19 protein-coding genes are annotated in these 26699 nt (G+C 70.3%); 9 read left to right on the top strand and 10 right to left on the bottom strand.

What is annotated here, in order from left to right; genetic code table 11:
• The 7 genes from ACRDSQ_RS10125 to ACRDSQ_RS10095 form a co-directional block, all read left to right on the top strand.
• The coding region (locus ACRDSQ_RS10125; protein ID WP_431420590.1) for a DUF2397 family protein at positions 1–610 on the top strand (610 nt) is incomplete at its 5' end.
• Positions 600–1802, top strand: a complete 1203-nt coding sequence (locus ACRDSQ_RS10120; RefSeq protein ID WP_431420589.1) for a TIGR02678 family protein — start codon at positions 600–602, stop codon at positions 1800–1802. The genes ACRDSQ_RS10125 and ACRDSQ_RS10120, both read left to right, overlap by 11 nt.
• Positions 1799–5923: a TIGR02680 family protein gene (locus ACRDSQ_RS10115; RefSeq protein WP_431420588.1), complete on the top strand. Its 4125-nt coding sequence runs from the start codon at positions 1799–1801 to the stop codon at positions 5921–5923. The genes ACRDSQ_RS10120 and ACRDSQ_RS10115 overlap by 4 nt, the downstream gene beginning before the upstream one ends.
• Positions 5924–5925: 2 nt before the next feature.
• Positions 5926–7095: a DUF2399 domain-containing protein gene (locus ACRDSQ_RS10110; RefSeq protein ID WP_431420592.1), complete on the top strand. Its 1170-nt coding sequence runs from the start codon at positions 5926–5928 to the stop codon at positions 7093–7095.
• A gap of 73 nt (positions 7096–7168) precedes the next feature.
• Positions 7169–7771 (top strand): TetR/AcrR family transcriptional regulator, encoded by a 603-nt coding sequence (locus tag ACRDSQ_RS10105; RefSeq protein ID WP_431420587.1) that lies wholly within the window; start codon positions 7169–7171, stop codon positions 7769–7771.
• On the top strand, positions 7771–9504 hold the full coding sequence (locus tag ACRDSQ_RS10100; RefSeq protein ID WP_431420586.1) for an ABC transporter ATP-binding protein: 1734 nt from the start codon (positions 7771–7773) through the stop codon (positions 9502–9504). Before ACRDSQ_RS10105 ends, ACRDSQ_RS10100 begins: the two co-directional genes overlap by 1 nt.
• 32 nt (positions 9505–9536) lie before the next feature.
• On the top strand, positions 9537–11471 hold the full coding sequence (locus tag ACRDSQ_RS10095; RefSeq protein WP_431420591.1) for an ABC transporter ATP-binding protein: 1935 nt from the start codon (positions 9537–9539) through the stop codon (positions 11469–11471).
• Between the two features lie 173 nt (positions 11472–11644).
• Here ACRDSQ_RS10095 and nudC read toward each other — a convergent pair whose 3' ends face one another.
• The 5 genes from nudC to ACRDSQ_RS10070 form a co-directional block, all read right to left on the bottom strand.
• Complete coding sequence (gene nudC / locus ACRDSQ_RS10090; RefSeq protein WP_431420585.1) at positions 11645–12640, bottom strand: NAD(+) diphosphatase; 996 nt, start codon at positions 12638–12640, stop codon at positions 11645–11647.
• Positions 12637–13992 (bottom strand): M16 family metallopeptidase, encoded by a 1356-nt coding sequence (locus ACRDSQ_RS10085; RefSeq protein ID WP_431420584.1) that lies wholly within the window; start codon positions 13990–13992, stop codon positions 12637–12639. The genes nudC and ACRDSQ_RS10085 overlap by 4 nt, the downstream gene beginning before the upstream one ends.
• A gap of 112 nt (positions 13993–14104) precedes the next feature.
• The gene (locus ACRDSQ_RS10080; protein WP_431420583.1) at positions 14105–15391 is read right to left on the bottom strand and encodes a M16 family metallopeptidase; all 1287 of its coding nucleotides are present in this window, start codon (positions 15389–15391) and stop codon (positions 14105–14107) included.
• Positions 15392–15489: 98 nt separating this feature from the next.
• Complete coding sequence (locus ACRDSQ_RS10075; RefSeq protein ID WP_431420582.1) at positions 15490–16923, bottom strand: LPXTG cell wall anchor domain-containing protein; 1434 nt, start codon at positions 16921–16923, stop codon at positions 15490–15492.
• Positions 16924–17087: 164 nt separating this feature from the next.
• Positions 17088–18530: a DUF2207 family protein gene (locus ACRDSQ_RS10070; RefSeq protein WP_431420581.1), complete on the bottom strand. Its 1443-nt coding sequence runs from the start codon at positions 18528–18530 to the stop codon at positions 17088–17090.
• Here ACRDSQ_RS10070 and ACRDSQ_RS10065 point away from each other — a divergent pair.
• Both ACRDSQ_RS10065 and ACRDSQ_RS10060 read left to right on the top strand, forming a co-directional pair.
• Entirely contained in the window at positions 18514–18753 is a 240-nt protein-coding gene (locus ACRDSQ_RS10065; protein ID WP_431420580.1) for a hypothetical protein, read from the top strand. The genes ACRDSQ_RS10070 and ACRDSQ_RS10065 overlap by 17 nt on opposite strands.
• Before the next feature lie 364 nt (positions 18754–19117).
• The gene (locus tag ACRDSQ_RS10060; RefSeq protein ID WP_431420579.1) at positions 19118–20107 is read left to right on the top strand and encodes a neutral zinc metallopeptidase; all 990 of its coding nucleotides are present in this window, start codon (positions 19118–19120) and stop codon (positions 20105–20107) included.
• On the opposite strand, the gene ACRDSQ_RS10055 is transcribed toward ACRDSQ_RS10060, so the two are convergent.
• The 5 genes from ACRDSQ_RS10055 to ACRDSQ_RS10035 form a co-directional block, all read right to left on the bottom strand.
• On the bottom strand, positions 20082–20528 hold the full coding sequence (locus ACRDSQ_RS10055; RefSeq protein ID WP_431420578.1) for a hypothetical protein: 447 nt from the start codon (positions 20526–20528) through the stop codon (positions 20082–20084). The genes ACRDSQ_RS10060 and ACRDSQ_RS10055 overlap by 26 nt on opposite strands.
• A 208-nt stretch (positions 20529–20736) precedes the next feature.
• The gene (locus ACRDSQ_RS10050; protein WP_431420577.1) at positions 20737–21798 is read right to left on the bottom strand and encodes a potassium channel family protein; all 1062 of its coding nucleotides are present in this window, start codon (positions 21796–21798) and stop codon (positions 20737–20739) included.
• Between the two features lie 95 nt (positions 21799–21893).
• Positions 21894–25190, bottom strand: a complete 3297-nt coding sequence (locus tag ACRDSQ_RS10045; protein WP_431420576.1) for an ATP-dependent helicase — start codon at positions 25188–25190, stop codon at positions 21894–21896.
• 13 nt (positions 25191–25203) lie between these two features.
• The gene (locus ACRDSQ_RS10040; RefSeq protein ID WP_431420575.1) at positions 25204–25764 is read right to left on the bottom strand and encodes a Uma2 family endonuclease; all 561 of its coding nucleotides are present in this window, start codon (positions 25762–25764) and stop codon (positions 25204–25206) included.
• 66 nt (positions 25765–25830) lie between these two features.
• The coding region (locus tag ACRDSQ_RS10035; protein WP_431420574.1) for a RecB family exonuclease at positions 25831–26699 on the bottom strand (869 nt) is incomplete at its 5' end.

The raw sequence follows: 26699 nt of genomic DNA, 5'->3' as shown, positions 1-26699 counted from the left end.
GGCCACGACCGGCGGCGGCCTGCTCCCGAGCAGGCGCGCGGAGCTGGTCCGCCTCGCGGGCTGGTTCGACGCGGCAACGCCCGACGAGGCCCACTCGATCTATGCCGCCGCCTTCGGCATGTACTCCGCGCGCAACCTCCTGCCCGCGCCGGAGCACGACGGCGACGACGAGCACACCCCCTGGCGCGACGGCCCCGCCGTCGACGTGTCGGTGAGCGTGCGCGGCCGCGGCGACCGTGGCGCGCGCGGGCGGACCTCGCGGATCATGGACGACCCGATCACCGAGCAGGGCCTGCTCGCCCAGGCCCGCGAGGCCGACGAGCGCCGGGAGTCGGCGTCCGCCGAACTGGCCGCCGCCGCCACCGACCTGGACAACGTCACGCTGTCCGGGGAGGCGCTCGGCGCGTTCTGCGAGCTCCTCACCCTGGCCATGGCGCAGCGCGAAGACGCCGACGACCCGGGCGCGGCGACCGACCAGGTCCGCGGCCTGACCCTCACGCTCACGCCGGAGTCCGGCCGCACCACCACGATCCGCAGCACGTCGGGCACGCTGACGCTGCGCGACACCGTCGTCGGGATCGCCCGGGCGGAGGTGCGCGGTGCGCGCTGACGCCAGCGACCCCCTGGCAGGCCTGTCCGACATCGACGCGGCCAACGTCGCCCGCTGCGCGAAGGTGCTGCTGCGCCATCCGCTGCTGCGCCCCGGCGGCCCGGACGGCGACCTCCTCCCGATGGCCTACCGCTACCGCACCGCCCTGCAGGAGATGTTCGCGGCGCTCCTGGGCTATCGGCTCGTCGTGGAGCGCCGCTTCGCGCGCCTCTACAAGGCAGGGCCGGGCACCGACCCGACCCGCGGCGAACAGGCGTTGTCCCCACGCGGCTACGCCTACGTCTGCCTGACGATGGCCGCCCTGACCGGCGTCGGCAGGCAGGTGCTGCTCTCCCGGCTGGTCGCCGACGTGCGCGCCACCGCGAGTGAGGCGGGTATCGCGGTCGTCGACGACATCACCGACCGCCGCGCCCTGACCGCCGCCCTACGCCACCTCATCGCCCTCGGCGTGATCAGCGAGACCGACGGCACCGTCGCCGGTCTGATCGGCGAGGCCCCCGCCGAGGCGCTGATCACCATCCACACCGACCTGCTGGGCCAACTCCTCGCCGGTTCGCTCGCCGAGGCCGACTCCGCCGAGGAACTCGTCGCGATCGCCGCCGCACCGGGCCAAGTCGAGCACGCCGTCCGCCGCAGACTCGTCGAGAACCCGGTGACACTGCACGCCGACCTGCCCGCCGACGAGGCCGACTGGCTGCTGCGCAGGCAGCGCCGCGAATCCGTCGTGCTGGAGCGGTGCTTCGGCCTGATCACCGAGACCCGGGCCGAGGGCGTCGCCGTGACCGACCCGGAGGAGTACCTGACCGACGTGGTCTTCCCCGGCACGAGTACGGTCGCTCGCATCGCTCTGCTCGCCCTGCCGGAACTGCTCGACGAGACCGACCGGACGGACGGGCGGGTGCCGGTGTCGGCCGCCCGACTGCGCGAGGTCTGCGCGAACCTGGTCGAGGACTACCCGGCCGCGTGGGCCCGTCAGGCCACCGACGACCTGGAGACCCTTGTCGCCTCGATCGCGGACCTGTTGACCCGCCTGACTTTGGCGGCGCCGGACGACGACGGGTGGCTCATCAGCCCGGCGGCGCACCGCTGGCTGCCGCAGCCGGACGACACACCCGCGCGCAACACCGTGACGCCGGTCCAGTACGCCCCCGAACCGGGGTGGTCGCTGTTCGACGAGGAAGGGGAACTGTGAGCACGCCGGATGAGACGGCAGCCGATCCGACGACGGTGGGCCGCTGGCGGCTGCACCGGGGCGGGATCGTCAACATCTGGCAGTACCGCGAGCAGACCTTCGACTTCTCCGGCGGACGCGCGATCTTCCAGGGCACCAACGGCTCCGGCAAGTCGCGCACCCTGGAGCTGCTGCTGCCGCTGTGCCTCGACGGCGACCTGCGCTACCTGGGGTCCAAGGGCGCGGGCACGGTGTCGATCCGCAGGCTCATGCTCGACGACTACGACGGCGGCCCCAACCGCATCGGCTACGCGTGGATCGAGCTGCACCGCACCGACGCCGCGGGCTCCGACGAGTACCTGACCTGCGGCATCGGCGTGAAGGCCTCCGCCACGTCGCAGCAGATCAGCGACTCGTGGCGGTTCGTCACGCCCTCTCGCGTCGGCACCCACTTCCACCTCGCCTCGGCCGACCGGGTGCCGCTCGGCCCCGCCGCGCTGCGTGATGTCCTTGGCGCCGACCGGATCTACGACGAGGCCGCGTTCCGCGCCAAGGTCGCCGAGACGGTGTACGGCGTGCCCGGCGGCCGCTACGGCGACCTGCTCCACCTGCAGCGCACCCTGCGCAACCCGGACATCGGCCTCAAGGTCCAGGATGGGCAGCTCGAGCAGATCCTTTCCGACGCGTTGCCGCCGCTCGACATCGGCGTCGTCGAGCAGCTCGCGACCTCCTTCGAGGACCTGGAATCGATCCGGGAGAACATCGGGCGCCTCAGCTCGGCCGACGAGGCGATGAGCGCTTTCCTTTCGGGCTACTCGGGTTACGCCCTCAACGCCCTGCACGCGGCGGGCGGCCGGGCCGCCGGAGCGAACGGCGTCCTCGACAAGGCGCACGCCGAAATTCGCACCCTGCAAGGGAAACTCGCCGCCGACAGCGGCAAGCACCGCGCCGCCGAGGAGAAGGTCCAGCTGCTGGAGGAGCGCGACGCCGAGCTGGAGAACAGCATCGACTCGCTCAAGTCGCTGCCCGCCTACCAGGGGCTGCGCGACCTGCAGGACCGCGAGCGGCTCGTCGAGCGCACCCGCGAGGCGGCGGGCGCCGCGCTCGACAACGCCGCCACCCAGCGCAACCACGCCGACCGCGCGGTCGAGACCGTGCTGACGGTGCTGCGCAGGCTCGGCTGCGACCTTGAGGACGCCACCGAACTCGCACACTCCACAGTGGATGGACTGGTCGCCGCCGGACTCGACCCGAGCCTGTGCCCGCCGCTGCCGGTCGCCCCGAAGCCCTTGCCGCGCACCATGTCCGACAAGGTGCGGGCCAAGCCCGACCCGGAGGCCGAGCCGCTGGAGATCCAGCGCCGCACGCCGCCGGAGATCGCCCCGGACGAGCTGGACGCGGAGCTGACCGCCGCCGCCGCTCGGGTCACCGAGGCCGGATCGCGGCTCGCCCAGCGCGGCGCACTGGCGATGTCGCTGCACGAGCGCGCGCGCAAGCTCGACGCCGAGCGGGCCGAACTCGACCGTCTGCAGACGAAGGCGCGCGAGGCGCGGATCGAGGCCACCGAGGCCGCCGGACGTCGAAACGAGGCGCGCCAACGGTTCGGCGTCGCCGCGGAGATGTGGTGCGAGCAGGCGCGCGCGTGGAGCAAGGCGGGCCCGTTCGCCGAGGACCACGCCCCGCGCCCGCCCGGCCAGCCCTCGGTCGCTCGCATCGAAGAACTGCCGGACGCCGGAAGGCAGGCGCGGGACTCGGCGCGGCAGTGGGCGGCACCGCACCTTTCCGCCCTGCGCCAGCAGGTCGTGGGCGCCCGCCAGGTCGTCGACGACCTCGTCGGCCGGATCAAGGACACCGAGGCGCGGCTGATCGAGCTGCGAAAGGGTGTCGACGCCGCTCCCCCGCTGCCGCAGTACGCCGACACGGAGCGCGACTCCGCGACGGGCAGGCCGTTCTACCGCCTGGTCGATTTCGCTTCGGGCAACGCCGATCCCGGCCTTGAGGCGGCCCTGCAGTCCAGCGGGCTGCTCAACGCGTGGGTCACCGCCGACGGTCTCGCCGACCCGGCGGTCACCGACGTGCTCGCCACCGTGGACACCAAGGCGGCGCGCCCGCTGTCCGCCGTGCTGGTGCCCGCGGTCGAGCCGGACAGCCCGGTTCCGGCCGACGTGGTGGCGCGATTGCTCGACGCCGCGTCCTACGAGGGTGAGCACCCGGGCCTGACCGTGTGGTCCTCAGGCCGCTGGCGTGCCGGTGTCCTCACCGGTGCGCTGTCCAAAAAGGACGCCGAGTTCGTCGGGGCGGGCGCTCGGGAAGCCGCGCGCAAGCGGTCGATCACCGAGCTGGGCGCCGCCCTGGAGACGATGCACGAGCAGCTCGCGGACGCGGAAACCGAGCTGCGCCACCGGGTTCAGGCCGTCGAGGTGTGGGAGTCGCACCTCGACGCGTTCCCGGACGACCGCGACCTCATCGCCGGCCGGGTCAGCGCGATCGAGTCCGAGCGGCTGGCCGCGGAGACCTCGGCGAAGGCCGACCTTATGCGCGCCGAGCACCTCAGCGCCGACGGCCGGGTCAAGGCGATGGAGACCGAGCTGGCCCAGGACGCGGGCGCGGCCGGGCTGCCCGCCGACACCGAGGCGCTGCGCCAGGCCCACCGCGCGGCGACGCAGGCCAGGGGTGCCGCCGAGAGCCTGCGCGACGCGCTTGCCAAGCGGTGCGCGGGAACGGTCCGCGACCTGGTCGAGGCGCTGCACGACCACAACGCCGCCGTCGACGACCGCGACACCGCCGAGGCTGTCGCGAACGAGAAGTGCGTGGCGTTCCACCGGGAAGCCGCCGCGCTGGCCGAGCTGACCTCCGCGATCGGCGGCGAGGCCGAAGGCGTGGCCCGCCAGCTGACCGAGCTGGAGCGGCAACGCCGGACCACACGGGAGGAGCTGCCCGCGGCACGAAAGGCCACGACGGAGCTGTCCAACCAGGTGGTGAAGACGCAGACGCTGCTCGACACCCGGGTCGCCGAGATCGACGGGAAGCGGGCCGCCGCCGCGACAGCCGCGCGGGCGTTCACCGACGCGCTGGCCGCCCCGGGCGTGTGGCCCGCCGCGGTCGACTCCGACCGCCCGGCCGACGACGACGAGGCGTTCGCCCTCCTGGAAACCGCGGTGTCGCAGGCGAAGCGGCTGCCGAGCGAGGAGAACGTCCTCACCAAGCTGCAGGCGCTGCAGGCTTCGCTGGCGGGCACGCACAACGTGCTGCCCGAGCGGCACGCCGGAATCCTCACCGTCGTCGTGTCCGCCGAGGAAGGTCCGGCACCGGTCGCGGTCGCCGCCAAGCGGGTCGCCGACCGACTGGTCGAACGCCGGGGCTTCCTCACCGAGCAGTACCAGGGGATCTTCGCCCTGCACCTGGTCCGGGAACTCGCTGAGCGGCTGTCCGGCCAGATCGCCGTGGCCGAGGACCTGACCCGCCGGATGAACGACGTGCTCGACACCGCCCGGTCCAGCCAGGGCGTGCACGTCCAGCTCGACTGGCAGCCCGCCGCGTGGCTCGACGAGTCCACTGTGGAGGCTCTGCGGCTGCTGCGGATGCCGTTCGCCGATCGCAGCGAGGAGCAGGACGCCAGGCTGCAGCAGGTCTTCACCGACCGCATCGAGGCCGAACGCGACTCCGCGTCGGGCGGTTACACCGAGATCTTGGCGCGTGCCTTGGACTACCGCTCCTGGTTCGCCTTCACCGTGCGGGTCCGCGACAGCGCCCCGGATGGCAAGCCGCGCTCGCGGCGGCTGCGCCAGCTCTCCTCCGGCGAGACCCGACTTATCTCGTACGTCACCCTTTTCGCTGCCGCGGCGGCGTTCTACGGCGCCATCAGCGCTGGTGTCGCGGCCACGTCACGGATATCGCCGCTGCGGCTGGTCCTGCTCGACGAGGCGTTCGAGCGGCTCGACGACCCGACCATCGCCCGCATGCTGGGTCTGCTCGTGGACCTCGACATGGACTGGGTGATCACCTGGCCCAGCGGCTGGGGCGTGTCCGACCGCATCCCGCGCATGCACATCTACGACGTGCTGCGCCCCAAGTCCGGCCACGGTGTCGCGTGCACGCACACGACCTGGGACGGCGGCGGCCTGGAGCGGGACGACCCGTGACGATGCGCGAGGTCTACGGCCGTCCCGAGTACGAGGTGTTGTGGCGCCAGGCCCGCAGGGCGGTCGCGCGCGGGCAGGTCAAACTCGGCTACAAGGCACCGAATCCGGCCGCCGCGGCAGCTGTGTCGGCGTTGATCGGCAGGGAGCTGACCGCGCTGGTCGGCACGACGATCGCCGTCGCCGACCTCGACGAGCGGCTGCGCGCGGGCGAGTTCCACTGTGGACTCGACGAGGTGCTCGCCGCCGTCCACGGCGAGGCGGCGGTGTGCAGCCCGGAACAGCCCTCGGTCGACGCGTCCCGGCGTGAGTGGTCCGACGAGATCCTCAGCGAAGCCCTGACCACAGCCGGACTCCGGACGGCCCCTTGGGCGTCGCTGTGGATCGACCATGTCCGCCGGTATGCCAAGATCCCGCCGGAGCGGCTCGCCGAACCGGCCGCCGAGGCCACCTCGATCCTGTCGCGCCTCACCCTCACCCCCGGCGCGATCCCCGCCGAGTGGATGGCCCGGTCCGACCTGGCCGCCCGCCCGCGCGACTTGGACCGGGGCCAGAAGATCGCGGGCCTGGTGCTGCGCGCCGCGGCCTTGGCGCACGGCCTCGACTTCCCGAAGACCGTGGGCGAGGAACGCGCCCTGTGGGAGCGCTGCGGTGTCGCGCCGGACGGCCTGTCGACCACCGTCCTGAGTGTCGGCCTGCCGCTGCCGCGCCACGCGGACCTCCGCGACCTGGTCGCCGCCCCGCATGACCTGGTGGAACCGGGGACGACCGTGTGGGTGTGCGAGAACCCGCGCCTGGTCGAAGCCGCGATCGACGCCGGACTCACCAAGCCGCTGGTCTGCCTCTCCGGCCACCTGAACACCGTCGCCCGCCAGGTCCTGTCGCGATTGGCGGCGTCTGGCGCGCGGATCCGCTGTCACGCGGATTTCGACCGCACTGGCTTGCTGCTCACCAGGCAGGTCCTGGACCTGACCGACGGCACGCCGTGGCGGATGGGCGCAGGCGACTACCGCGAAGGCCTCGACCTGGCACGGGCGGAGAATGTCGACCTCCCAGCGCTGGGCGCCGATCCGGGCGCGGCGCCGTGGGAGCCCGCGTTGACCGAGGCGTTGCGCGCGGGTTGGGCAGTCGAAGAAGAGGTAGTCCTGCCTCTGCTGTTGGCCGACCTCAGCTGATCCGAAGCCGGTCGAACGGCGCCCGCCGACAATTCGGTTGATGAGTGAGCACTCACTCATTACACTCGCCCAGGTGACCGAGCGGCAGCGAGCCCCACGCATGACCCCGGACGACCGCCGCAAGGCGATCGTCAGAGCTGTCATTCCCCTGCTCGTCGAGCATGGACAAGCCGTCACGACGAAACAGATCGCCGAAGCGGCGGGTATCGCCGAGGGCACGATCTTCCGGGCCTTCCCCGACAAGTGCGCCCTGATGGTTGCCGCCGCCGAGGAGACGATGAACCCGCAAGACCGGGCGCAAACGGTTGCCGTCGCACTGGAAGGCGCGGTCGACCTGCCCGACAAGGTGCTGCGCATCACCACTCACCTGCTTGAACGCTTCCGCATGACGATGGCGGTGATGATCGCCGTCCGGGGCTTCCTGATGTCCGGCGATCGACCGTCGGACGGCCCACCGAAGGTCATCGTCGAGGCCAACCGGTCGCTGCACGCCGCCTTGACCGAGATGTTCGCCGAACACCGCGACGAGCTCTCGGTCCCACCCGAGACCGCCGCGATCGCACTCCGCAGCCTCGTGTTCGGCTCGCGGCACCCCGGCATGGACTTTGAGGAAATCACACCGGACGAGATCGCTCGCGTCCTGCTCCACGGCGTCACCAAAGAGGGGGAACACTGATGTTGATCAAGGTGCTCGGGGAGTACCTGTCCAGATACCGAACCTGGCTCACCTACGTCGTCGGCCTGCAGTTGGTCGGCACGATGGCGTCGCTCTACCTGCCGAGCCTGAACGCCGACATCATCGACAACGGCATCGTCAACGGCGACACCGGCTACATCGTCCGCGTCGGGGCGTGGATGCTGCTGGTGTCGCTCGTGCAGATCGCCTGCTCGGTCATCGCGGTGCACTTCGGCGCGAAGACCGCGATGGGGTTCGGCCGCGACCTGAGGGCGGGGGTGTTCGAGCAGGTCGGCTCGTTCTCGTCGCGCGAGGTGTCCAAGTTCGGCGCGCCGTCGCTGATCACCCGCGTCACCAATGACGTTCAGCAAGTGCAGATGCTGGTGATGATGACGACCACGATGATGGTCGCCGCGCCGATCATGATGGTCGGCGGCGTTGTCATGGCACTGCAGGAGGATGTCGGCCTGTCCTGGCTGCTGCTGGTCTGCGTGCCGATTCTGTTCGTGGGGTTGGGTTTCATCATCAAGCGGATGATCCCTGGCTTCCAGGACATGCAGGTTCGCGTCGATGATGTGAACCGGGTGCTGCGCGAGCAGATCACCGGCATCCGCGTGGTCCGCGCGTTCGTCCGTGAGCCGTTCGAGACCGCGCGGTTCGCCGGCGCCAACACCGCGCTCGCCGACGTGGCCACCAAGACCGGCCGCTACATGGCGTCGATGTTCCCGTTCGTCATGTTCATCATGAACGTGTCGGTGATCGGCGTGCTGTGGTTCGGTGGGCACCGGGTCGACGACGGCCTGATGCAGGTCGGTTCGCTGACCGCGTTCCTGAACTACGTCATGCAGATCCTGATGGCCGTGATGATGGCGACCTTCATGCTGATGATGGTCCCGCGCGCGGCGGTGGCTTCCGCGCGGATCAAGGAAGTGCTCGACACCGACTCCTCGGTGGTGCCGCCGCCCGACCCCGTGATGTCGGTCAAGGCCAGCGGCGAGGTGGACTTCGACCGGGTGTCGTTCGCCTACCCCGGCGCGACCGACCCGGTGCTGTGCGACGTGTCGTTCTCGGCCAGGCCAGGGCAGACCACGGCGATCATCGGGTCGACCGGCGCGGGCAAGACGACGCTGCTCAACCTGATTCCGCGGCTCTTCGACGCCACCGGCGGTGTCGTGCGGGTCGACGGTGAGGACGTCCGGCGGCTCGACCAGGACGTGCTGTGGAGCAAGATCGGGCTGGTGCCGCAGCAGTCGTACCTGTTCACCGGCACCATCGCGTCGAATCTCCGCTACGGCAAACCGGGCGCGACCGACGAGGAACTGTGGGCGGCCCTGGAGATCGCGCAGGCGCGGGACTTCGTCGAGGCGTTGGACGAGGGACTGAACGCGCCGATCTCCCAGGGCGGGACGAACCTGTCCGGCGGGCAGCGTCAGCGCATCGCCATCGCCCGCGCTTTGGTGCGACGACCGGAGATCTACCTGTTCGACGACTCCTTCTCCGCGCTCGACGTGGCCACCGACGCGCGGCTGCGGGCGGCGCTGCGGCCGGTCACACGGGAGTCGACGGTGATCATCGTCGCTCAGCGCGTGTCTACCGTGTTGGAAGCGGACCAGGTCGTGGTGGTGGAGGACGGCGAGCTCGTCGGGCTCGGCACGCACGACGAGCTGTTGGAGACCTGCCCGACCTATGCGGAGATCGTCGCTTCGCAGCTCAGCGCGGAGGACGCGGCATGACCACGATGGAGGTGACCGAGCGCGTCCAGGGCATGGGCGGGCCGGGACGCGGTGGCCCGTTCGGGTCGAGCCTGGTCGGGCAGAAGTCGATGACGTTCGGCCCGTCGGCGAAGCGGCTTTTCGCCCGGCTGGCACCGGAACGCGGGAAGGTGCTCGCGGTGCTGGCGCTCGCCGTGGCGAGTGTCGCGCTGATGTCCATCGCCCCGAAGCTCCTCGGCACGGCGACGGACCTCATCTTCGAGGGCCTGTTCGGCAAGCAGTTGCCCGCGGGCGTCACGAAGGAGGAGGCCGTCGAGCGCCTGCGCGCGGCGGGCGACGACCGGGTCGCCGACATGCTCTCGTCGATGAACGTCCTGCCCGGCCAAGGCGTCGACTTCGGCGCGGTCGGCACGGTGCTGACCATCGTGCTGGTGCTGTACGTCGGCTCGGCGGTGCTCAGCCTGACCCAGGGACTGCTGCTGAACGGCGTCGTCCAGCGGACCATGCTGCGGATGCGCGCCGAAGTCGAGGACAAGATCCACCGGCTTCCCCTGTCCTACTTCGACAAGCAGCCGCGCGGCGAACTGCTGAGCCGGGTCACCAACGACATCGACAACGTCTCCCAGGTGCTGCAGCAGACGATGAGCCAGCTGCTCACCTCGCTGCTGACCGTCGTCGGTGTGCTCGCCATGATGTTCTGGATCAGCCCGGCGCTGGCCCTGATCGCGATCGTCACCATCCCGCTGACCATCGCGGTGACCGGCGCCATCATGAAACGTTCGCAGAAGCAGTTCATCGCGCAGTGGCGGGCCACCGGCAAACTCAACGCCCACGTCGAGGAGGCCTTCACCGGGCACGCCCTGACGAAGGTCTACGGCAGGCGGCGTGAGGTCGAGCGGCAGTTCGCCGAGCAGAACGAGGAACTGTTCAAAGCAGGTTTCGGCGCGCAGTTCGCCAGCGGCCTGATCATGCCGACGATGATGTTCCTCGGGAACCTGACCTACGTGGTGATCGCGGTCGTCGGCGGCCTGCGGGTGGCGTCGGGGACGATGAGCCTGGGTGACGTGCAGGCGTTCATCCAGTACTCGCGACAGTTCACCCAGCCGCTGACCCAGGTGGCGTCCATGGTGAACCTCCTGCAGTCCGGTGTCGCCTCGGCGGAGCGCGTCTTCGAACTACTCGACGCTGCGGAGGAACCCGCCGACTCGCCGGGCTCGGCCGCCTCGGTGTCGCGCGGCCGGGTGGAGTTCGCGGACGTCAGTTTCCGCTACGAGCCGGAGAAGCCGCTGATCGAGGACCTGTCACTGGTGGCAGAACCCGGTCAGACGGTGGCGATCGTCGGGCCGACGGGCGCGGGCAAGACCACGCTGGTCAACCTGATCATGCGGTTCTACGACCTCGATTCCGGCCACATCACCCTCGACGGCGTGGACGTCGCGTCGATGCCTCGCCGGAAGCTGCGGGGGCAGGTCGGGATGGTGCTGCAGGACACCTGGCTGTTCCACGGGACCATCCGGGACAACATCGCGTACGGCCGTCCCACCGCCTCGGAGGAGGAAATCCTGGCGGCGGCGCGGGCGACGTTCGTGGACCGGTTCGCGCACTCGCTGCCGGATGGGTACGACACGGTGATCGATGAGGAGGGGTCGAACGTCAGCGCGGGTGAGAAGCAGCTGATCACGATCGCTCGGGCGTTCCTGTCGAACCCGGCGCTGCTGATCCTGGACGAAGCCACGTCCTCTGTGGACACTCGGACGGAGTTGTTGGTGCAGCAGGCGATGGCGGCGTTGCGGTCGGATCGGACGTCGTTTGTGATCGCGCACCGGCTGTCGACGATTCGGGACGCGGATCTGATTTTGGTGATGGAGGACGGGCGGATCGTGGAGCAGGGCAGCCATCATGGGCTGCTGGCCGCGGGTGGGGCTTATGCGGCGCTGTATCAGGCTCAGTTCGCTGGGCCGGTGGTCGAGGAAGAGTCGCTGGTCTGAGTTTGTCTTGTCTTTGCAGGCGACTTCGGTCGGGCAGGGACACCGTGGACGTCAGTCAGGGGTCCTGAGCATCTGTTATCGGATCAACAACCCGCCTGCCCATGGCCCCGGAGCCCATGGGCAGGTGCCGCCCGGCAGCACCCGCACCCCTGTTGGCCGGCCCTCGCCTCCTCCTACTGTCCCGCCCATGCGCGGAGCATGTGGTGGGCGATGGAGGTCGGGCCGGGCAGGATGAGTCCCGTTCCCACTCCCTCCCCCGCTCCCCCGGCCTCGAACGCGGTGCGGATCTCGGTTTTGGTGAACCAGCGGGCGTCTTCGATTTCGCCTTCGGCGAGGTGGACGTCGGCTGTTCGGTCGGCTTGGGCGGCGAAGGCGATCATGATGGAGCGGGGGAAGGGCCACGGCTGGCTGCCCAGGTAGCGGATGTCGCTGACTTTGGCTCCGACTTCCTCTTCCATCTCGCGTTCGACGCAGGCTTCCAGGGACTCGCCTGCCTCCACGAAACCCGCGAGGACCGAGTACCGGTCCGGGGGCCAGATGGGTTGGCGGGCGAGGAGAACGTACTCGTCCTCGTCGTCGCGGATGAGGACGATGACGGCTGGGTCGGTGCGCGGGTATTCCTCGCGGTCGCAGCCGGTGCACTTCGTCGCCCAGCCGGCGCAGGTGCGGGTAACCGGGTGGGCGCACTTGGCGCAGTAGCGGGCTCGGGCGTGCCAGTTGGCCAAGGCCACGGCGGCGGTGAGCAGGCCCGCGTCGGTGTCGTTGAGGAGCGCGCCGACACCGCGGAGGTCGTGCCACTGTTCGCCCGCCTCCGACACCGCGCCGGGCCATAGGCCCCAGGCGTTGGGCGGGACAACCGGGTCTGGGCGCATGGGTTCGGCGGCTGGGACCGACCAGTACGCGACGTCGCCCTGTTCGCCGAGGAGGGAGGCTTCCTCAGGGCGTTCGGCCTGGATGCTCGCGGCGTCGCGCAGGAGCAGGGTGGTGGCGTCGTCGGTGACCGGGGTGCGGCCGGTTCGGTCGAGCAACAGGACTTTGCCACGACGCCATAGCTCATCGAGCCGGGCCGGGTCTTTGCGCACGGCCTCGTCGCGCACGGTTGTCGTGCGGGAGAGGGCGGGCGGACCGGCGAGCCGGAAGGGCTCGCCGGTCCTGATGTCCGCTGTCATTGCAGGGTTACCCCGCCCAGCGCACGCAGGGCGGTGAGCCTGGCGGCGTCGCCGACGATGACGCCGGTGAAGCGGGTGGGGGCGAAGAACTCCAGCGCCGCCTCCGCGACCTGCTCCACGGTGACGGCCTTGAGCCGGTCGGGGTGCCGCGTCAGCCAGTCGACGCCCAGACCGAGGATGGCCAGCGCGGCGATCTGCGAGGCGAGGCCGCCCTGCGAGGACGTCGAGGTGAGCAGCGACCCGATCGCGTACTGGCGCACGGTGTCCACTTCGGACTCAGTGGGCGGCGCCATGGCCATCCGGCCGAGTTCGTACCGGATCTCCAGCAGCGCGCCCGCGGTGACCGCGCTCGCGGTGTCGGTGTCGACCAGCACGGTCGCGCCGTCGGGGGTGAACTCCAGGGAGGAGCGGGCGCTGTAGGTGTAGCCCTTGTCTTCGCGGATGTTCTCCACCAGCCGGGAGGAGAAGAAACCGCCGAAGGCGAGGTTCGCCAACTGCAGCGCCGGATAGCGCGGGTCCGTACGGCTGATCGCCTGCGCCGACAGCCGGAACTGGGACTGCACGGAACCCGGGCGGTCGACCAGCAGCAGGTCCTGCGGAGTGATCTCGGGCAGCGGCGGCAGCACCGAAGCGGACTTGTCGGACTTCCAGTCCGCCAAGGCGCCGGCGACGGCGGCGATGGCACGGGCCGGTTCGACGTCGCCGACCAGCACGAGCACCGAGCCGCGCGGCAGAACGCACGCCGTGTGCAAGGCCCGCACGTCAGCGGCCTCGACGACGGCGACGTCGCCTGCCTCGGGCATCTCCCGGGTGAACGGGTGGTCGCCATAGCGGTGCTTCTGCAGGGCCTGGCGGGCGATCACGCTCGGCTGCGAGCGCGCGACCGTGATGCGCTCGATGAGCCTGCCGCGCTCACCTTCGACCTCGTCGTCCGGGTACGTGGCGCCGGTAAGCGCGTCGGCCAGGACGTCGAGGAGGGTGTCGAACCCGGAGGCGAGGGCGTTGCCGCCGATCGACAGCAACTCGGGGTCGACGACGGCGGACAGTTCACCGCCGACGAGCGCGAGGTCGGTGTCGAAGGCGATCCGGTCCCGCTTGTCGGTGCCGGTGAGGATGGTGGCGGCCAAGACCTCGGCCCGGGCGGCGTGCATCAGGTCGTCGCCCGCGAACGGGATTCGGAGCCGGAGCTCGATCATCGGCACGGTCGGCTGGTGGACGGCGATGACGCGCAGCCCGTTGTCGAGCACCTTGTCCACTGAGGACAGACCGGTGGCCGCCCGCTGCTCGCCCAGGGGCGGCAGGGGACGCGGGCCCCGCTCGGTCCGCCCGATCTCGTCGGCGCTGCGGCTCACTGGACTCCTCCTGCGAAGACGGTGGCGGCGGACTGGCGCGCCGGCTGGGATGTGGACTCGGACGTGCAGGACAACGACGCGCGGGTGCCCCCGGGTGGGGTGTGCTGGGACCTCACTCCGCGGCTACAGGGGCGGGCGAGATCGTCAGCACGGCGCGGGAGTCCGGGCGCAGGGACTTGGCCGCGGCGGACACCGCGTCGGGTGTGATCGCGGAGATGCGCTCCGGCAGCGAGTACACCAGCGCCGGGTCGCCGTAGAGGAGTTCGAAGGCGCCCAGGGCCAGGGTGCGGCTGACCAGGCGGTCGTGCTCCTTGTGCAGCGTGGCGGCCCAGCGGGCGGTCACCTTGGCCAGTTCCTCCGCGTCGGGCGGGGTGCTGGCGAGCTTGTCGATCTCCTCGTCGATGGCCGTGAGGATGGTGTCGACGTCGACCTCCGGCGAGTACATCGCCGTGATCGTGAAGGTGTCCGGGTCGCGTGCCTCGAACGGGCCGAACAGCCCGCAACCGGCGCCCACATCGGTGACCAGCTGGTCGCCGTAGACCAGGCGCTGCTGCAGGCGTGAGCCGTCGCCGTCGGCGAGCACGCCCGCGAGAACCAAGTAGTTGATGTAGGCGTCGAGTTCGTCGATCGGGTCCGGGATGCGGTAGCCCAGCGCGACGGCGGGCAGCGGGGCCAGCCGGTCCTCGTGGTCGGAGCGCACCTCGCCCGCGGGCGGCGGCTCGGCGAACGACGGCCGCTCCGGGCGGGGACGCGCGGGGACGTCGCCGAAGTGCTTCTCGATCAGCTCCTGGGCGCCCTCGACGGTGAAGTCGCCCGCCACCGTGAGCACCGCGTTCGACGGCGCGTAGTACGTGTCGAAGAAGGCGGCGCAGTCGGCGACGGTGGCCTGCTCGAGGTCTTCGAACCCGCCGTAACCGTTGTGCGCGTTGGGGAAGGTCTGGAACAGCACCGGCGGCAGCAGGATCCACGGGAATCCGCCGTACGGCCGGTTGAGGACGTTGAGCCGGATCTCCTCCTTCACCACGTCGATCTGGTTGCGGAGGTTCTCCTCGGTCAGCTTCGGCGCGCGCATCCGGTCGGCCTCGAGGAACAGCGCCCGCTCCAGCGCCGCCGACGGCAGGACCTCGAAGTAGTCGGTGTAGTCCGGGTGGGTCGACCCGTTGAAGGTGCCGCCGGAGGACTGGATGTGCCGGAAGTGCGCGAGCTTCTCCAGGCTCTCACTGCCCTGGAACATCAGGTGCTCGAAGAGGTGGGCGAACCCTGTCCGCCCCTCGGGCTCGGACCGGAAACCGACGTCGTAGTGCACGCTCACGCCGACGACGGGCGAGGTCGAATCTGGGGCGAGCACCACGCGCAGCCCGTTGGACAGGGTGTACCTGTGCAGCTCGGAAACGGTCACCCGACGAGCCTACGGGAGCGGGGTGGGGTCGCGTCAGGGTCTGGCGTTCGCCTGTGGACAACTCGGGCGGGCCGTCGTGGGCCCGCCCGAGTGCTGCCCTACTTGGCCGAGCGCTTGCGGCGTGCGGTGATCACCAGGAAGCCGCCAAGACCCAGCGCCGCCAAGCCCAGGGCGACCATCGTGCCCACGGCCGCGCCGGTCACCGGCAGGGTGTCGTCGACCGCCGGGGCGGTGCCCGCCTGCGGGGCGGGCGTGGTGCTCGGCGCCGGGCCCGTCGTCGTGGGCTCGGTGGTGGCGCCGGGCTGGTCGGCGCACTTCACGGTGAACTTCTCCACCGTGTTCAGCCCGGCGCCGACGAGCCGCGCGGTGTACTCGCCATCGGCGAAGGTGCCGGTGTGCTTGGTCCACTGGTAGGAGCCCTCGTCGGCGAAGACGACCTTCTCGCTGTAGCGGTCCTCGCCGTCGACGCTGAAGTCACGGCTGAGCGGGTACTCGCCGCCGATGTCGAAGAACCGGAACGTCACGACGGATTTGGTGCCCGCGCAGCGAACCTCGACCTGCAGGCCGTCCTCGTCGATGTCGACGCCGGTGCAGTCGTCCACGGCCACCTTGGCCTCCGTGACGGTGCCGTCGGAGCCGGTGACGGTCACGGTGTGCAGGCCCGGGGTCAGCGGCTCGAATTCGAGGAACGCGCTCTCCCCGCCCGCCAGGGTGACGACTCGCTCGTCGCCGCCCGCCTTGATCTTGTACTCGACGGGCGCCCGGTTCGGGTTGGTCAGGTCGACGTAGAGCGGCGCGGGCGCGGTGACGTCTTCCTTGCCCCGGCTGTCGCAGTTCGCGGAGACGTCGAGCTTCGGCGCGTTCTCCGCGGCGCAGGCGACGGTGAAGTCCTTGGTGATGGGCTTGATGCTGTCGCCGGTCAGCGTGACGGAGAATTTGCCGTCCTCGTAGCCGTTCTCGGCGATACGCAGGAACTGGCCCTCACCGAGTTCGATCAGGAACTGCGTCGACAGATCGCCGGTCTTGAGGAAGTAGCTCTTGGCCTCGCCGCTGGTCGGGTTCGTGACCGTGAATGTGACGATGCCCCAGCCCGCCTTGCACTCCACCTCGACAGCGAGGTTCTCACCTCCCGGCTCGACCTCGCCGCACGGCTTGACGACCACGTCGACCGACTCGGAAGGCTGCGTTCCCTCGCTCGGCCGCACCGTGTACTGGCCGGGCGGCACGTTGAGGAAGGTCGTGAGGTGGTCATCGTGCTTGGTGAGCTCGGTGTCCTTCGCCTTGCCGAAGGGGGCGCCGTCAGCGTGGGTCAGCGCGATCGAGTACGGCTTGTCTCGATCGTCGCGCACCCGCACATCGACCGCTCCTACGCCGTCGGCGCAGGAAGCCACCGCCAGAAGCAGGACGGAGGGCCGCTCGACCTCTGTCGGCTCTTCGACTACTGGGGTCGTGGGCTGCTCTTGCGCCATCGCGGGGGATGCGGTGACAGCCATGGTGAGGCCTACCGCTGCCGCGAGGACGACACGAGTCACGGTAGTGAGCAACGCGCCTCCCCTGGAGATGACCATTCGGGTAAATGATCGACGATCGAAAGTGCGCGAACGGTACCCCGTGTGCATATTCGATCACCAGCCCACCCCCGTCTGAGTTTTCGCTGCTCAGACGGGGGTAACACGAACGTGATCAGGGTCGATAATCAGCGCTTGCCGAAGATCCCGTCGACGCTGTCGATCAAGGCGTGGAAGCGCTCCGCGAATCGGGCCTGGTCGTAGGCGTCGTCCTGGGTTCCGTACCAGTAGAGGCCCGGCGTGCCGTCCGCGGCGACGTCGAGGGCGGCGAACCGGCCCAGCCACTGCTCGGCTTCCTCCAGTGCGACCGCGTAGGGCAGCGAACGGGAAAAAACCAGTTCTCGGTCGGCGGCGGGCACCGACTCGGGCGGCACCGACTTCAGGTACCCGTGGACCCCACGCACCTGCTGGACGAGCAGCGCGCCGCGCTTGGTTCGCGCGGGAAGGAACAGCGCGCCGACGGCGAGGGCGAGGCCGCCGATCACCAGGGCGACACCGGCGAGAGCGTGTCCCACGGTCAGGGTGAGCACGACGGTCGCGGCGACACCGACGACCGCGAGCACCGCTCCGGCGAGCTTCAGCTTGGCGGGCGTGCGGCTGAGCCAGCCGCGAGCCACCGAGTCGGCGTGGACGGCGGAGCGGGCGTCGCCGGTGTTGGGCGGGCTGGACCGCAGCGCGGAGACCGTGACCGATTCCGCGCCGTCGGGGAGGAGCGCCCGGTAGACCGCGCGCTCGTAGTCGGTCAGCGCGTCGTCGGCGGGATTGCGGCCGACCACCTGCCAGTCGTCGCCGGACTCGGTGATCCACAGGTAGTTGCGCACCGCGAGGTCGATCACGGTGGCGGTCAGGTCGCGGGCGTCGACCACCTCGTCGATCACCGTGCCCGCCTGGCCGGGCAGCACGCCATCGGGCGAGGCGAACACGACCCGGCCGCCCTCGGTGACGAGGACCTCGACCGGCTCGACCTCGGCCGCGGCGGCCTTGGTGTCGCGCCCCCGCGCGACCCACAGCGCGCCGAAGCCACCGAGCAGGAGCAGAGCCAGCAGCCCGAGAGCGGCGCCGCTGACCGGGGTCAGCGCGAACGCGCCGGTCTTCGTGTTCTCGAACCGCGCGTTGGCGGGCACCAGCCCGGCGGGCAGGTCGGCGCTCAGATCGACCCGGGCACCCACGTCGATGTCGGTCTGCACCACCCGCAAGATGCCGCTGGCGTCCATCAGCGCGGAGTCACACCGGTCCTCGGTGCCCGACTGGCCCGAGAGACAGACGAAGTTGCTGCCAGGCTTGGGGGTGAGCAGCGAGGCGCGCAGGAAGATGAGCCTGGTGTCCCATCCGTTGGCCACCTGCCATCGGACCTGGAGGTGGTCGCCGAAGTCGGCCACCGCGCCATCCACTGTGTACCTGACGGTCGACGCGCCTTCGTCCAGCTTGATGGTGAAGGTGTCGCCGGTGGCCTCGGCGGTCCCCTTGCCGTCCACCGTGACGTCCCGCACGGTGAACACGCGGTCGCCGATACGCAGCGGGGCGACCCGGGTCATCCTGGACTTGGCTTGGACGATGACCTGCTCGATCACCGTCAACCTGCCGTCGCGCTCGACTTTGAGCTGGATGTTGACGCTGCGCGGGAGTGTGGTCGGGACACCGGAGGGCTCCGGTCGGCCCGGCCTGCTCGCCGTGGGCGGCCGCGGATCGATCGACGGCGCCCCGGATGTGCTCGGCCCCGGTGTCGCACCTGGTTTCGGCACCGGGAAGTCGATCGTGGGCGCGTCCGGCGGTGGCGACGGAAACGACGGCTGAGCTGCGGACAACGAGATCCCGGCCACCACAGTCGCGGTGGCTACCCCCCAATTCGTGAACACGCCAGCGAACGATAGCCGAGCGCCCATATGCTCACGCACCGTCTGGCGAAATCTACGACGGGGGAACAATGACTCAGCCGCCTGGGGGGCCGTGGCGCCCACAATGGCCCTACCCGCCACCGATGCCGGTCGCGCCGCCGCCGTTCGCCCGGCCGCTCCCACCGCCCGGGCGTCCTCCCCACGGGGCCGCTCCCGCAGGCCCGCCGCCACCGGGTGGCCCGCGGTACGGGCCGCCGCCGGGTAGGCCGCCGTACGGTCAGCCCCACTTCGCTCCACAGCCGTGGCGGCCGATGTACGCACCTATGCCGAAGCAGTCCAACACCGGGCCGATCGTCGCGATCACCCTGGTCGCCGTGATGATCGCGGCGGCGGCCGGCTTCGGGTTCATGCAGAAGGACAGGCGCCGCTCGAACGACGTCGGCTACTCCTCGCCGACGACGACGTACACGACGGCGACATCAGGCCGCACCACCACGACGACAACCACTACGACAACCACTACCACCACCACGACATCGCGACCGGGCCGCACCACGACGACCACGCCGACGAAGACCACACCCGCTGAGCCACAACCGGTCTATGCCCTCGGCGACAACCCGGTCTTCAGGTCGGAGAACGGGGTCAACGCGGCCACGTGCGCCCTGCCGGCGTGGCGCAGCGAACCGGCTGCCGCCGAGGCATACTTCAACGCCGCCCTGCCATGCATGGAGCAGGGATGGCAACCCACGATGGCGCGCGCGGGTCTGCCGTACTCGCGGCCCGTGGTCAAGATGCCCACGGGCACATCGTGGAGCAGCCCGTGCGGGTCGGTGACCAAAAGCCAGGCGCCCGCGTTCTACTGCCCCACGGACAACACGATCTATATGCCGTTCTCGGGGCTGTACACCGAGCGGTACGGCAACAAGTCCGGGATCTACCTGTCGATCTTCGCGCACGAGTTCGGTCACCACGTGCAGAACCTGACCGGGATCTTCGAAGCCTACGGCGACGCGCGGTTCGAGGCGGGCGACCAGACTCCGGCCGGCCTCGAACTCTCGCGCAGGCTCGAACTCGAGTCGTCCTGCTTCGCGGGTATGTGGTTCGCGGGGGCCCAACACGGTGCCGGGTCGGTGACCGACCCGATCATCGGTGACGCCCTCGCCGACGCCTACCAGCGCGGTGACTGGGAAGGACGCATCCGCGACCACGGAACACCGCAGCACAACGGCGCGTGGATGGAACACGGGTTCACGAAGAACCGGACCTACCAGTGCAACACCTGGCTCATGGACCCAGCGGAAGTTTCCTGAGCGGGGCGCCCGCCGTTCGCCGGTACAGCTCGGCGAAGCCCGCGCCCGCGATCCCCGCGAACACACACAGGACGACGCCGAGCTGTCGGGCGTCGGTGGTCGCGGAGGTCCGGGCGTGGGCGAGGCTGGCGGTCTCCCCGCCCAAGGCGATCCGGACGGGCTCGCCTTCCTCGTGGCCGCAGGCGTCGAGCTTGACCCGCTCCTCGCGGCCGTCGCGCTGGTAGGTGACCTCTTCGGGCCGGTCGGCCTTGGCGCAGCCGACCGCCTCGACCACCTTGGCGTCGACTTCCACCCGTACCTCGGAGTTCGACCAGAGGCCGAGTGCGCCGGTCAGCGAGATGAGGATCGCCACGAGGATGCTGAACAGCGCCGACCCCGCCGCCTGGGCGGCGGGCAGTCTCAATTCAGGCGGCAACCGCACCCACGGATCCTCGCAGACTGGGCCACCTCCCCGGAATCTCATGTTTTCGGACTAGGTCCTGTCCGGTAAGTCCGGCCAGGCGGTTCTGACACAGCGGCCACGCCAAGACCGCACCTAAGGGGACCGCGACGAATCACGGCCACGGTTGCCCACCCGTCTGCAGCATCACCTGGTAGGTGACCCGAACATAAAATTCCGGGGAGGCGGACTAGTCGTCTGCGGGAGTGACCTTGCGGATGTAGAGGATTCGGTCGCCGGTCTCGATGGCGTCGGCCTCCGACGAGTCGACGCGGAAGAGCTTTCCGGCGCGGACGATGCCCAGGACGATGTCGGGCAGGTGCCGGGGTGAACCGCCGACCTCGCTGTCCTCGACCTCACGCTCGGAGATGGCCAAACCCGCGTCGGGGGTGATGAGGTCCTCGACCATGTCGACCACGGTCGGCGTGTGCGTGGCCATGCCCAGCAGGCGGCCCGCGGTCTCGCTGGACACCACGACCTGGTTGGCGCCGGACTGGCGCACGAGGTGGACGTTCTCCGTCTCACGCACGGCGGCGACGATCTGTGCCTTCGGCGCCATCTCACGGGCGGTCAGGGTGATCAGCACAGCCGAGTCGTCGCGGTTGGCGGCGACGACGACCGACTTGGCCCTCGGCACCCCCGCCACCCGCAGCACGTCCGAGCGGGTGCCCGAGCCGTGCACGGTGACCAGTCCCAGCAGCGACGCCGCGTCGAGCATGGCCTGGTCGGTGTCGACCACCACGATCCGACTCGGGTCGATCCCGTCGGACAGCACGGCGCTGACCGCGGAGCGGCCTTTGGTGCCGTAGCCGACGACGACCACGTGATCGCGCACCTTCGACCTCCACCTTTGGATCTTGAAAACCTGACGGGACCGTTCGGTCAGCACCGCGAGCGTGGTGCCGACCAGGACGATGAGGAACAGGATGCGCAGCGGCGTGATCACCAGGATGTTGATCAGCCGGGCCGAGTCGCTCGCGGGCGTGATGTCGCCGTATCCGGTCGTGGAGAGCGACACGGTGGCGTAGTAGACGGCGTCCAGGAACGAGATGCCGTCCGCGTTGACGTCGCGGTAGCCGTCGCGGTCCAAGTAGACGATGAGGACCGCGGAGAACAGGGCGAGGACAGCCCAGACGAGGCGCCGGGCGATCGCGGTGACGGGGCTGACGCTGGACTCGGGCATCCGCAGGATGCCGACGAGTTCGTGTTCGGCCCGTTCGGAGAGGCCCAACATCCTCAGCTTGCGTTTCATGGGTTCCCCCGCCGGATCCACTGACTCACGTGGGCAGGTTAACCGGATCACGGGCCTGTCGGCTGGGCGGGCTCGCGGCCATTTCGTTCGGCGGTCTATTTGGGCTCCGGCACCGGCACCGACCGCAGGAGGGTGCGCAGCCCGTCGGCGTCGAGCAGGTCGACCGGACGCAGGGTGGTGTCCTGCCGGACGTAGTGGAACGCGGCCCTGACCTCGGTGATGTCGACACCGGACAGGCCGGCCCAGGCCAGGCGGTAGGCGGCGAGCTGGACGGTCAGTGCGGGCAGGTGCTCCTCGTCGGGGACCCTGCCGGTCTTCCAGTCGATGACGGTCCAGCCGCCGTCCAGGTCCAGGAACACGGCGTCCATGCGGCCGCGCACGGCGACGCCGTCGATCTCGGTGGAGAACGGGACCTCGACCTCGTGCGGCACCCGGTCGGCCCACTCGCTGCGGAGGAACGCTTCGCGCAGGGTGTCGAGGTCTTCGTCGGGGGCGGCGCCGTCGTCGGCGGCGCCGGGGAGTTCGTCCAGGTCGAGCAGGGCGCGGGAGCCGAAGCGCTTCTCCAGCCAGGCGTGGAAGGCGGTGCCCCGCCGGGCGACCGGGTTCGGCGGGAACGGCAGCGGCCTGCGCAGGCGCCTGGCGAGGGCCTCCGGGTCGGCGGCGAGTTCGACGAGTTGGCTCACCGACAGCTGGTCCGGGAGCACGACCTGTTCGCGCCGGGCGGACGCGGCCGCTCGTTCGGCGAGGAGGACGTCGGTGTCGCGGACCCAGCCGTCGGGGTCGTCGGGTTCGTCGTCGAAGACCTCGCCTTCGCGCATGGCCGTGAGTTCCGCGCGGACCAGGGCGGCGCCGGTGGCGACGTCGGAGCGGCGGTCGCGCAGCGGGTCGGCGGGCCAGGTGGCGGTCTTCACCGCGGTGGCGATCGGGTTGTCGGCGCCCTCCTCGGGTTGCGGGGTCCAGACGTCGACGAGTTCGGCGGGCCACTGCTGTTCGGTGACGTAGTCGGCCAGGTCGGTCAGGAAGTCCGACGGGCCGCGCGGTTTGGCCCCGGTGCGGCCCCACCAGTGGCCGGAGACCAGCAGCGACCGCTCGGACCTGGTGAGCGCGACGTAGAACAGCCTGCGTTCCTCGACGAGGCCGCGTTCGGCGAAATCCTCGTTGTGCGCCTTGAGGGCCTGTTCGACCTCTTTGCGGTCGGCGGCGCTGGTGAGGTCGAGCGTGGGCAGGTCGGCGGCGTCACCGCGCAGGTCGGCGGGCATCTCCGTGACCGCGCGCAGCCAGCTTCCGCCGCGCCTGCCACTGGGGAAGACCTCGCGGACCAGGTGCGGCACGGCGACGATCTCCCACTCCAGCCCCTTCGCCGAGTGCACGGTCAGGATCTGGACGCGGTCTTCGGCGACCTCGACCTCACCGGGTTCGAGACCGTCCTCGGCCGCTTCGGCGGTGGCGAGGTAGTCGAGGAGGGCGGGCAGGCTCGCCGACGGGCTGGCGCGCGCGTAGTCGGCGACGACGTCGGCGAAGGCGTCGAGGTGGGCGCGGCCCGCGCCGCCGCGGCGGGCGGTGGCCTCGATGTCGAGTTGCATGGTGCGTTCGACGTCGGCGACGAGTTCGGGCAGCGGCTGGTCGAGCCTGCGGCGGAGCATGGTCAGCTCGGAGCCCAGTGAGCGGATGCGTTCGTAGCCGAGTTCGGAGTAGGCCTCCTTCGGGCCCGGGTCGTCGATCGCGTCGACCAGGCCCGCCTGTTCGACGCCCTCGCCGGGCAGGACGTCGGAGGCCGCGGCCTCGCTGACCGGCTCGCCGGCGAACGTGTCGGCCAGTTTTCGGGCGCGGCCCCACAGCGCCGCGAGGTCGGCCGCGCCGATGCGCCAGCGGGAACCGGTCAGCAGCCGGGCGGCGGCGGTGCCCGCGAGCGGGTCGATGAGCACGCGCAGGGCACTGACCAGGTCGCGGATCTCTGGTTCGTCGAGCAGACCGCCGAGGCCGACGACCTCCACCGGGAGCCCGCGTTCACGCAGGGCGCTCGCAAGGTCGGCCATGTCGGCGCGGCGGCGGACGAGGACGGCGGCCGTCGGCGGCTTGTCGTGCTCCTCGATGGCCGCGTGCCAGCGGTCGGCGACCTGGTTGGCCACCCACTGCACCTCGGTGTCCACATCGGACAGCAGGGCGAGCCGGATGTCGCCTGCGGGGGCGCCGTCGCGCGCGCGGAGCTCGTCGACTTCGAGGCCGAGGGCGCGCAGCGGGGCGGACACGGCGTTGGCCAGGTCGAGCACTTCCGGCGGGTTGCGGAAGCTGGTGAGCAGGCCGTAGCGAGTGGCGGGGACCAGCTTTCCGTTGTCGCGCCGGGGAAAGTCGGTGGTGAAGCGCGGCAGGTTGGCCGCGCTGGCACCGCGCCAGCCGTAGATGGCCTGGGCCGGGTCACCGACGGAGGTGACCGGCATCGGCTCCGCGTTCGGATGTTCGAGGGAGCTGCCGAACAGCGACCGCAGCAGCACGCGCTGGGAGTGGCCGGTGTCCTGATATTCGTCGAGCAGCACCGCGCCGTAGCGCTCACGCTCGCCGCGCACGACCTCGATGTGTCCGGCGGCCAGTTTGGCCGCGAGCGACATCTGGTCGCCGAAGTCGACGGCCCCCTCACGGCGCTTGCGGTCGGAATAGGCGGCGACCATCGGCAGCAGCGCCACCCGGAAGCGTTGGGTGACAAGGACTTTCTGCAGATCCTGGGACAAGTCGGCGCGCTGCCCCTTGGCCCGCGGCGCGGACTCGATGAGCGCGCACACGGTCTCGGCGTGCCGAGCTAGGGCCGCTTCGTCGATGAGGTGTTCGGACAGCTCCCCCGCGACGGCGAGCAGATATTTGGTGATAGTCGCGGGAACCAGATCGGTTTCCAGGTCGTGGTTCCACGTGGACACCACTCGGTGCGCCAGCTGCCAGGAAGCCGTCTCCGTCAGCAGCCGCGCGCCCGGCTCGACCGGCAGCCGCAGCCCGTGTTCGGCGACGATGCGGCCGGCGTAGGCGTGGTAGGTGAGGATCGTCGGCTCGCCCGCGAACACGGCGGCTCGCCGCTCCCCCGACGGGTCGAGCTTGTCAAGCAGCCGTGAACCCGCCAGCCTGCGCAGCCGGGACCGCACTCGGTCGGCGAGCTGGCGGGCCGCCTTGCGGGTGAAGGTCAGGCCGAGGACGCGCTCCGGGGTGACCAAACCGTTGGCCACCAACCACACCACGCGCCCAGCCATCGTCTCGGTCTTGCCCGCCCCCGCACCCGCGACAACGAGCGCGGGGTCCGGCGGGGCGGCGATGACCAAACACTGCTCGGCGGTGGGTGGCGGCAGGCCGAGTTCGTGGGCGAGTTCACGGGGACCGACGAGGGCCAACCCAGGCAGCGGAAGACTCACCGTCAGCTCAAGTTCACGGTGTCAGCGCGTCCAAGTCGATCCGCAGTGGGCACGGCGCATCAATATCGAAAGTCTTCTCTCCCCGCAACGACTCCTCATAGTTCTCGCCCACCAAGGTGTACAAGGTCGCCGTAACCGGTGGCTGCGGATCTATCAGCCAGTAGTACGGGATCCCGGCGTCGGCGTATTCCATCGGTTTGACGACAGTGTCGGTATGGAACGATCCGGGAGAGAGGATCTCGATCGCGACCAGCACTTTCGCCGCGGGTGTGAAGCCGGGCAGGTCGAGCACATCCGCCTGCGTGATGCACAGATCCGGAATGCGAACCACCGGCGGGCTGAGGTGGAGATCCACATCGATCTCCGGGAACACCAGCATCGACTTCGGCAACTGCCACCGGATCTGGGCATGCAAGTCGCCGATGAGGAGCATGTGTCTGCGGGCAGGCCGCGGACTCACAATGACTCTGCCTTCTTCGAGTTCGTACCGATGGGCGCGGTCCATCGGTAAAGAGGCGAACTCCTCCACCGTGTAGTGACGCCGCGGGTCAGGCATCGGCCACATCGCGCTCATGAGCCCAATGTACCCCGCCGAACGGCCCAATCCAGCACGCGTCCATATCGATCACCTGTTCGAGTGTTATTCGGTCACTTGCCTGCCGCTGGAGTGCAGCGGGCAGGTGAAACGCACCGGGCAGCGGGGGCAGTCCGGGCTTTCGAAAGCGTCGTATTCCGGGCCCACCATCGAACCCGCGGCGTCGCGGACGATGTTCAGCCAGTGGTCCACAATCTCGCCGTGCAAAGGTTCCTGGCCGCGTTCGGTGGCTTTGCCGCGACTCTTCTTGGCCACGTACAGCAGACGCGCGCCACCGGGGGCGTCGGCGAGGCCGTCGCAGGCGAAGGCGCCGTAGGCGGCGGCCAGTTGGTACACCGCCAGCTGCGGGTGTTCTTTGGCGTCGTCGGCGCTGATCGGCTGTTTGCCGGTCTTGAGGTCGATGATCACCGGGCGGCCCTCGTTGTCGACCTCCAGCCGGTCGACCCGGCCGCGCACCGTGATGCCGTCGGGCAGGTCGACCGAGACGTCGCGTTCGACGGCGACCTGGGTCAGTTCGCCACGCGTGTCGCGGACCCAGGTCAGGAACGTGTCGACCATGGCGCGCACCCGCTGCTGCTCGCGGCGGGAGAACCACGGCGCGCCCGCGTCGACCCTGGTCCACGCCTTGTCCAGCTCCGCCATCAGCTCCTCACGCGACGCGCCGGAAGCAGCGGCCTGCGCCAGCGCGTGCACGAGTGTTCCGGTGACGGCGGCGAGTTCGACCGGGTCCTGCCCGCCGTGCCGCTCGACGACCCACCGCAGCGGGCACTTGGCCAGAACCTCCACAGTGGACGGTGACACGCGCACCGGCTCGGCCCTGGCGCGCAACGGTTCCATGCTCGACAGCTCGGGCAGCCCGTACCAGCTGTCCGGGTGGGCGCCAGGGACGTTGGCGGCGGCGAGCCGGGCGAGCT

Source organism: Actinokineospora sp. (assembly GCF_050699995.1).
Lineage (GTDB): Bacteria > Actinomycetota > Actinomycetes > Mycobacteriales > Pseudonocardiaceae > Actinokineospora.
This window is presented reverse-complemented; position numbering and strand designations above follow the sequence as displayed.